Genomic DNA, 8411 nt, shown 5'->3' on the forward strand with positions numbered 1-8411 from the left:
CTCGCCGTTGGCCCGCTCGTCGGACGTGTTGTCGACGAGCGGCCAGTTGGCCCGCGCGCCCGGCTCGGGCCGCGGCGCGGGCACCGGGACGCTGAGGTCCGTGGCCTGGAAGCCGGTGACCGGCGGCTCCGGCGGCGGTGTCGGGGCACCACGGCCGTTGGTCCGCGGCGGGATCACCGTCGGGCGCTTGCGCTCGGCGCGGGCCGAGTGGAGCGCGGCGTTGGTCAGCGTGGCCCGGAACGGCTCACCGGCCTCCGCCGGCGGGATCGTCGGCCGCTGCGCGGGGATCGGGGTGATGCCCGGCGGCGGGGGCGGCACGGAGACCGGCTTGTTGGCCGGGCCGCCGGAAACCGGCCGGCCGGGCAGCGGCGTCGCGGACGCGGCCGGTGCCACCGGGGTCGGCGGCTGCAACGTGGCCGGCTTCGGCAGCTGCGGCGGCTCGGGCAGGCGGGGCTGCTCGGGCATGCGCGGCTGCTCGTAGCGGCTCGTCCCGTCGAAGCCGGTCGACCAGGCGTGGCCCGGGCTGCGCGACGGCATCGGCGTGCCACCGGCCGGCGTTGGCGCGTTGAGCGCGGCCGGCGTGGTCGCGGCCGGCATCGTCGGCATCGCCGGCGGCTCCTGCGAGCGGACCGGCGTGCGCGGCGGGATCGGCGTGCGCGGCTCCACCGAGCGGGCCGCGGCGCGCGACTCGGACCGGGTCGGGGTGCGCGGCTCGGTCGCCCGGGCCGCGGAGCGCGAGGCGGCGGGAAGGCGCGGCGCGTTCGGCGGCCGGGACTGGTTGCCAGCTCGCTGCGGATCGGCCTGGGCGGCCGCCGGCGGCTCGGCGAACGGAGCGGCGGCGGTCGTGGAGACCGGGGTGGGCGCGGTCGGTGGCGGAGTCACCGGTGCCGGCGCGACCGGCGGGGTGGTCAGCGCACGGGGCGTGGTGGCCGCCGCGGCCGGCTCGGGGCGGTGCCGGCGGCCGGTGCGCTCGGGCAGGGGAAGCGGCAGCGCATGCAGCCCGGCGGGCGTGGCGGTCGTCGCCTCGGTCTCGGGCTCCGAGGCCCGGCGCGCGGGCCGACGCGGCACGGCGGTGACGGGGGCCGGGGTCGTGCGGGCGGCCAGCGTGGCCACCAGGGCGGCGCAGCCTTCGTCGCAGGAGCGCACCGCGGCGACGGCCTGGCGCACGGCGTCGGCCGACGCGCTGGCGAGCGCCTTGTTGACGGTGCCGCGGCGCGGGGTCTCGGAGATGGCGACCCGCAGCGCGGTGATCGCCTCGCGGACCGTCGCCTCGTCACCGACGCCGGCGGTGGTCAGCCGCTTGGCGACCGCCTCGGCGGCCGGCGGCAGGTCACGGCCGCGGGCGGCGGCGCCGGACACCATGCCGGGCTCCGGCAGCGCGTCGAGGACCGCGAGGGTCAGCGGCTCGGCCGGGTCGGAGTAGGCGCGCAGCGCGGCGGGGTAGAGCTCGCGCAGCACCTCGCGCAGCGTCGCGGCGGCGGAGTGCCGGCCGCCGGCGAGTGCCGAGTGCGCGGCCAGGATCGGCCGGTAGGGGGCGAGGTCGCGGGGGACCGGCAGCCCGATGGCGAAGATGGCACCCGCCTGCAGCGCGCGGGCGAGGCCGACCGCGCGGCGTTCGGCGGCGGGGGACTCCATCTCCTCGAGCGACTCGTCATCGGCGAACCGCTCGGCGAAGTCGTCGACGGCGTCGTCGTCGGCGATGGCCAGGGGCCGGCCGGCGGCGGAGAGCAGGGACGTCACCTCGTGGTCGTCGCTGTCGGCGGCGATGGCGGCCGAACCGGGGCCGTTGGCCCGTTCGGCGAGCAACGCGCCGAGCTCGGCGTAACCCGCCGGGTCGTCGGTGATCTCGCAGACGTCGAGCAACCGCCCGGCGTCGTCGACAACGGCAGCCGTCAGACCTGTGCCGGCAGTCGCCGGCCGACCCGTCGGTTCCGCTGATGCGAGACCGCAGTACACCCGCACGAGCGCCACGGTGTCGTCCTCCTCCCCGGGCACATCTCGTGTGCCAAGGACTGATGGTCCCTGGTTAGGGGTCAGTCGCGCCAGTCCACAGCGGCAGAGATCTTGCCGATAATCGTGCGCCAGCCCAAACTTGCCGTTTGTGCCCCGATTTTTCGGAGTCGCCGCCGTGCCATGAAGCCGCCGATGCCGCCGTCGACCACGCCACGCAGGGCTTCGTCCAGGTCGTCGAGACTGGACCCCGGTGACAGCATGTCGAGCACCGCAGGCAGGCGCAACGCGTACGAGAGGTCCCGCGCGACCTCCCCGGCCTCGATGATCAGCGGCGGGTCCCAGCTGTCGTGGCCGCCACGCAGGTTCTCCACCACGAGGTCGAGCTCGTAGGAGTCCTCGTCGAGCGGTGCCACGTTGACCGGCTCCACCCGCTCGGCCAGCGTGGTCCAGGTGTCGACCTGGGCGAGGTCGTGCGGCGCCCCGGACCGGATGAAGCTGACGAGACCCTCGGCGCTGCGGAAGAGCAGCAGCTTGCCGCGGTGGGTGAGGAAGACGGGGACCTCCTCGGCCGCCTCCTCCTCTTCCTCTTCTTCTTCCTCGTCCTCGTCGTCCGTGGCCGCCGCGGCGGGCTCCTCGGCCTCTTCGAGGTCCTCGTCCTCGTCGTCCGCGTCGCGAGCCTTGCGGCGCTCCTCGCGGCCGGCGGCCTCGGCCTGCTCGGCGAGTTCCTCGTCGGTGAAGAGGTCCTCGTCCTCCTCGGCGTCCTGCCGGGCGCGGGCGGCGAACAGGTCGTCGTCTTCGCGGTCCGACGTGTCGGTGGGGGTCAGCTCGTTGGACATCCGGTAGGCCCGCAGCGTGAAGCCGGTGCCTGCGGGCAGCGCGATCTCGACCGGGTCGATCCGCACCTCGTCCCAGAACGCGCGCTGGTCGGCCGGGTCCACGCCCGACTCGTCGTCGTGCGGGCCGTCGTCGTCCGGGTCGTCCTCGTGCGGGTCGTCGTCGGCGACCGCCTCGGCGGGCTCAGCCGCCGCAGCGGACTCGGCCGCCTCAGCCGCACCGGTGCCGGTCGTGGTCTCCTCGACCTCGGCCGCGGGCTCGTCCGGGGACGGCGACTTGGCCTTGGACCGGTTGGGCTGGCGCGCCACGCTGACCTCCGGGAGTGGTTTGTTTGGTGACCTCGCGCACGAACACACTAGTGTGCTCCCGCGCCCGGCATCGACCGCACCCCGGGGTGGCGGGTTCCTGGCGTCGCGGCTTCCTCACTAGTAGTCTTCCTACCTATGAAGGCGCAGGCGCTGCACGGCCATCTCGACGCGCTGCTGCTGTCGGTGCTCGAGGGCGGCCCACTGCACGGCTACGCCGTCATCGAGGCACTCAAGGCCCGCAGCGGCGGCTCGCTCAACCTGCCGACGGGCACCGTCTATCCGGCGCTGCGCCGGCTCGAGCGGGCCGGTTTCGTCGACAGCACCTGGAGCACGGTCAACGGCCGCGAGCGCCGCACCTACGAGCTGACCAACGCGGGCCGTCGCGCACTGGCCGGCGAGCGGGCCAACTGGACCGAGTTCAGCTCGACAGTGGGCCGTTTCCTCGGCGCGGAGTCGTAGTCAGCCGGGCGGCCCCGAGCCCGGTCGCCGCCGCGCGGCCGATCCAGATGGCCGCCGTCGTCATCGCCAGCCCACCGGCGATCATCGGCGGCCAGGTCAGGGCGGTCTCCCACATGCCGGCCGACCAGCTGTAGAGCGCGATCCCGCTGACCGCGACCAGCGAGATCACCCCGACCAGGGTCAGCAACGCCCCGCGCAGCAACGTCGGGGGCACGTGGTGGCCCCGGCGGGTCGCGAGCCAGAGCCCGACGCTGCCGAGCAGGGCGACGGCGATCGCCACCTTGCCCAGCCAGTCGACGCCCTGGGACAGCACCAGGTAACCCAGTGGCGGCTGCGGGCCGGTCCACGGCGCGCCCTGCCACATGAGGTCGCTGCAGATCGCCGAGACCGCGAACACCGCGAGCACCCGCAGCCCCACCACGCGGGCGGCGGAGGCGGCCAACTCCGCCTGGAAGGCGGGGGCCACCTCGTCGACGGCGCCGAACTCGTCGACCGCCTGGCGCGCCGCCGCGGCCGGCGGCTGGCCGGCGTCGCACAGGTCGCGCACCGCGTCGTCGAGCCCGTCCCGGGCCTCGGTCAGCATGCGCCGCTTGAGCGCGGGCGGCCCGGACAGCGCCCGGTCGAGCCGCTGGATGTGCTGGTCGACAAGGCTGGCCGCGGGCATGCCTACACCCTGCCACCCAGGAACCCTGGGAAACCTCAGGTGCCGGCCCCTAAGGCGAGATAGCCGCGTTCGTCGGCCTGCTGGGTCTGCCACTGGTCGCGGTACCAGCCCGGGCGGCCGACCAGGTCGGCGTGGCGGCCGCGGTCGACCACGCGGCCCGAGTCCAGCACCAGGATCTCGTCGAACGCGGCGAGCCCGGCCAGCCGGTGGGTGACCAGCACGAGGGCGCCCGGTGTGGCGGCGACCACGGCGGCCAGCACGGCGTCCGCGGCGCCCGGGTCGAGCCCTTCGGTCGGCTCGTCGAGCACGAGCACCTCGGGACGCAACAGCAGCGCCCGGGCCAGCAGCAGCCGCTGGCGCTGGCCGCCGGACAGCTGGCCGCCGTCCTCGCCGACCTCGGTGTCCCAGCCGGCGGGCTGGTCCCGCACCCAGTCGAGGAAGCCGGCCGGCGCGGCCGCCGCGGCCAGCTCCGCGTCGGTGGCGTCCGGGCGGGCGAGCAGCAGGTTGTCGCGGACCGGGGCGTGGAAGACGTGCGCGTCGGCGAACAGCCCGCCCACCCGGTGCGGGTCGCCGGCGCCCGTGACCTGGCCGGCGTCCGGCGTGACCGCGCCGGCCAGCACCCCGAGCAGCGTGCTCTTGCCCGCGCCGCTCGGCCCGACCACCGCTACCTTCCGGCCCGGCGGCAGGCGCAGCGTCACGCCGTGGAGCGCGGGCGCCGCGCCCGCCCGGTAGGTGACCGAGACGTGGTCGAGGCCGGGCTCGCCGGCCGCCGGCGGGTCACCGGCGTCGGTGGGCGCCGTGAGCAGGGCGGCGACCCGGACCAGGGCCGAGTCGAGCTGCGTACGCTGCCGGGCCGCCCCCACCAGGGCCAGCGCCGACTCGACCGCGGCGATGGTGCCGACCGCCAGCACGCCGACCAGCGTGCCCGACGTGCCGGCGTGCAGCGCGGTGAGCACGACCACGGCCGCCGTGGCACCGGCGAGCAGGACGCCGGCGCCGTCGACGGCCCAGCCGACCAGCGCCAGGCGCCGTTCCAGCCTGGCCAGCTCGGCGGCCCGGCCGCCGGCCTTGGCGAGCGCGGCGTCGGTGGCACCGAAGGCGGCGAGGTCGGCCGCGCCGGCGGTCAGGTCGATCGCGTCGACGGCGAGGGCCCCGCGCAGCGGCGCGACCCGGGCCGCGGTGCGCCGGGTCAGCGCCGAGGCCAGTGCGGGCAGCGCGATGCCGGCGAGCAGCAGCCCGGCCGCGAGCGGCAGCGCGGCCGGCGGGCTCACCGCCGCGGCGCCGGCCACCGCCAGCACCGCGACGAGCCCGGCGGCGGCGCCCGGCACCAGCACGCGGAGCAGCAGGTCCTGGACGGCGTCGACATCGGACACCAGACGGCTGAGCGCGTCGCCGGACCGGTCCGTGGCGCGGGACGGCCGTGTCGCGAGCGTCGCGAAGATCCGCGCGCGGACCTCCGTGATGATCCGCAGCACGGCGTCGTGGCCGGCGAGCCGCTCCGTGTAGCGCAGCACGCCGCGGGCGATCGCCAGCGTGCGGACCGCGACGATGGCCACCGTCAGGGCGGCGACCGGCGGTTGACCGGCGGCGGTGATCAACAGCCAGGTCGCGGTCGCCATCAGCGCGAGCCCGGCCAGCTCGGTGCCGGCGGCCAGCAGCCCGGCACCGACGAGGCGGCCGAGCCAGGGTCGGGCGACGGTCAGGACGGTGCGTTCGGCGACGGTCACGTCAACCACCCACCCCGGCGGGAGCCAGCTCGGTCACCACGCCGTCCTCGACCCGCAGCACCCGGTCGGCGACCGCGAGCAGCGCCGGCCGGTGTGCGACGAAGACGCCCGTGCGCCCGGCGAGCAGCGTGAGCGTCGCCTCGACAACGGCGGCTTCGGAGGCGGCGTCGAGCCGGGCGGTCGGCTCGTCGAGGAGCACCAGGCCCGCGTGTTCGCGGAGGAACGCCCGGGCCAGCGCGATGCGTTGCCGTTGACCGCTGGACAGCCCGTACCCCCGCTCGCCCAGCATGGTCTCCCAACCCTCGGGGAGGGCGTCGACCACCTCGTGCAGCGCCGCGGCCGTCGCCGCCTTGTCGAGGTCGGCGTCGGCGGGCGCGCCGAGCCGCACGTTGTCGGCGACGGTGCCGGCGAACAGGTGCGCGCGCTGTGGCACCCAGGCGACCTCGCGGCGCCAGGCGGCGAGGTCGGCGGTGGCCAGGTCGACGCCGCCGACCCGCACCTGGCCGGCGGACGGCGCGACGAAACCGAGCAGCAGAGCGAGCAGGGTGCTCTTGCCGGCGCCGGACGGGCCGACGATCGCCACCCGCTCGCCCGGCTGGATCGTCAGGGAGACGTCGCGCAGGGCGGTCGTCCGCTCGTACGCCACGGTCACCTGGTCGAGGACGATCGGCCCGAGCCGGGGCGCGATCGTCCCGGGCGTCCGCGAGTCGTCATCCGGCAGCGCGGAGAGGGCCTCGTCCAGCGCGGTCAGCCCTTCGAGGCTCGCGTGGAACTTGGTGCCGGCGGCCCGCAACGGCAGGTACGCCTCCGGCGTCAGCAGCAGCACCAGCAGCGCCACCTGCAGCGTGATGCCGCCCGAGAGCAGGCGCAGTCCGACCGGCACCGCGACGAGCGCCACCGAGATCGTCGCGACGAGCTCCAGCACGAGAGCCGACAGGAACGCGATGCGCAGGGTCTTCATCGTGGCGGCGCGGTGCGCGTCGGCCATCCGCCGGACCACGTCGACCTGGGCCGAGGCCCGGCCGAACGCGCGCAGGGTCGGCAGCCCGGTCAGCATGTCGAGGAAGTGGCCGCCGAGCCGGGACAGCCGCCGCCACTGCCGTTCGGTCGCGGCCTGCGCCTGCCAGCCGACCAGCGCGCCGAAGATCGGGATCAGCGGGATCGTGACGGCGACGATCACCGCGGACGTCCAGTCGGCGAACACGAGCCGGGCCAGCACGGCGATCGGGATGGTGACGCCGAGCACGAGCTGCGGCAGGTAGCCGGTGAAATAGGCGTCGAGCCCGTCGAGGCCACGGCCGGCGAGCGTGGCCAGCGAGCCGCCGCGCTGCCCGGCGAGCCAGGCGGGGTCGCGGCGGGTGACCGAGCCCAGCAGCTCGACCCGGAGAGCCTCCTTGACCGCGGCGGCGCTCCACGCGGTGACCGCGCCCTGCGCCCAGGCCAGCCCCGCGCGCACCGCGACCAGGGCGACGAACAGGCCGAGGGCGGTGCGGTCGAGCCGCCCGCCGGCGGCCGCGGCGAGCACCGCCGCGAGCGCTGTGGCCTGGAGCACGACCACGACCGCGGTCGCCGTGCCGGTCAACCCGAGCACGGCGATGTGGCGCCGGGTGGCAGGCACCCGGCGCAGCAACCGCGGGTCGAACGGTCGGCGGCTCACCAGTAAACCGGCGCCTTGCCGTCGATCCGGCCGCGGAACACCCACCAGCACATCGCCTGGAAGCCTATAAGGACCGGAATGAACGGGACGGCCACCCAGCTGAGTAGCCCCAACGTGGAGGGCGCCGCGGCGGCCTCGGCCACGGTCAGCGTCGCGGCGGGGTCGACCGTCGACACCAACGCAGCCGGGTAGCGGCCGAGGCCGACCACCAGGACGGTCGCCACCAGCGCAAGGGAGCTGGCGACGAACGCCCAGCCCGGGCGGCGTGCGGCCAACGACCGGGCCGCGAGCAGGGCCAACACCAGGAGCAGCAGGGGCGCGAGGGCCCAGCGGCCGGCCGCCGCGCGCACGTCGGCGGAGAGCAGCCCGAGCGCCGTGGCGAGGGTGACCGCGCCCAACGCGACCGGCACGAGCCGCCGGACCAGCCCGGCCCGGCGCTCGTCGACCGGCATCCGCAGGGCGAGGAACGTGGCGCCGTGCACTGCGACCAGCGTCACCAGTGTGATCGCGGTCGCGGCGACGAACGGCGTCGCCAGGTGGCCGATGCCGGCGACGTGCCCGGCCGCGTCCAGGGGCAGGCCCTGGAGCAGCCCGCCGAGCAGTGCACCCCAGCCGACGGCGGCCAGCGCGCTGCCGGCGATCACCGCGCGGTCCCAGCGGGCGCGGGCGGCCGCGTGGGCCGGCCGCCCGCGCAGTTGCACGGCGACGGTGACGAGCACCACGCCGACCAGCGCGGCGACGACGTGTCGGAATCCGCGAATCGCTGGAAGCGATAACAGCACAAGTCCCGAAACCACCTGCCAGGCGAC

6 protein-coding genes and 1 pseudogene are annotated in these 8411 nt (G+C 76.3%); 1 reads left to right on the forward strand and 6 read right to left on the reverse strand.

Going from position 1 to position 8411, the window contains the following annotated elements; translation table 11 throughout:
- Both AB0H87_RS33580 and AB0H87_RS33585 read right to left on the reverse strand, forming a co-directional pair.
- On the reverse strand, positions 1-1995 hold a 1995-nt coding region (locus tag AB0H87_RS33580), incomplete at its 3' end, for a hypothetical protein (protein ID WP_360154975.1).
- 38 nt (positions 1996-2033) lie between these two features.
- Positions 2034-3095: a DNA primase gene (locus AB0H87_RS33585; protein WP_360154978.1), complete on the reverse strand. Its 1062-nt coding sequence runs from the start codon at positions 3093-3095 to the stop codon at positions 2034-2036.
- A 135-nt stretch (positions 3096-3230) separates the two neighbouring features.
- On the opposite strand from AB0H87_RS33585, the gene AB0H87_RS33590 reads away from it, so the two are divergent.
- Positions 3231-3554: a helix-turn-helix transcriptional regulator gene (locus AB0H87_RS33590; protein WP_360154981.1), complete on the forward strand. Its 324-nt coding sequence runs from the start codon at positions 3231-3233 to the stop codon at positions 3552-3554.
- Here the strand turns inward: AB0H87_RS33590 and AB0H87_RS33595 are convergent.
- The 4 genes and pseudogenes from AB0H87_RS33595 to AB0H87_RS33610 form a co-directional block, all read right to left on the reverse strand.
- Positions 3514-4218: a permease prefix domain 1-containing protein gene (locus AB0H87_RS33595; protein WP_360154984.1), complete on the reverse strand. Its 705-nt coding sequence runs from the start codon at positions 4216-4218 to the stop codon at positions 3514-3516. The two genes, AB0H87_RS33590 and AB0H87_RS33595, sit on opposite strands and share 41 nt — an antisense overlap.
- A gap of 35 nt (positions 4219-4253) precedes the next feature.
- Positions 4254-5924: pseudogene (gene cydC, locus AB0H87_RS33600) on the reverse strand (thiol reductant ABC exporter subunit CydC); the annotation flags it as partial.
- A 22-nt stretch (positions 5925-5946) separates the two neighbouring features.
- Positions 5947-7602: a thiol reductant ABC exporter subunit CydD gene (gene cydD / locus AB0H87_RS33605; RefSeq protein WP_360154987.1), complete on the reverse strand. Its 1656-nt coding sequence runs from the start codon at positions 7600-7602 to the stop codon at positions 5947-5949.
- Positions 7599-8411: cytochrome d ubiquinol oxidase subunit II (locus tag AB0H87_RS33610; protein WP_360154990.1), on the reverse strand; the 813-nt coding region annotated here is incomplete at its 5' end. The genes cydD and AB0H87_RS33610, both read right to left, overlap by 4 nt.

It is taken from the genome of Asanoa sp. NPDC050611, from assembly GCF_040654855.1.
Lineage (GTDB): Bacteria > Actinomycetota > Actinomycetes > Mycobacteriales > Micromonosporaceae > Asanoa.

Excerpts from the sequence above, each read along its gene's own strand:
- AB0H87_RS33590 (WP_360154981.1), top strand. The coding sequence starts at position 3,231 with ATGAAGGCGCAGGCGCTGCACGGCCATCTCGACGCGCTGCTGCTGTCG.
- AB0H87_RS33595 (WP_360154984.1), bottom strand. The coding sequence starts at position 4,218 with ATGCCCGCGGCCAGCCTTGTCGACCAGCACATCCAGCGGCTCGACCGG.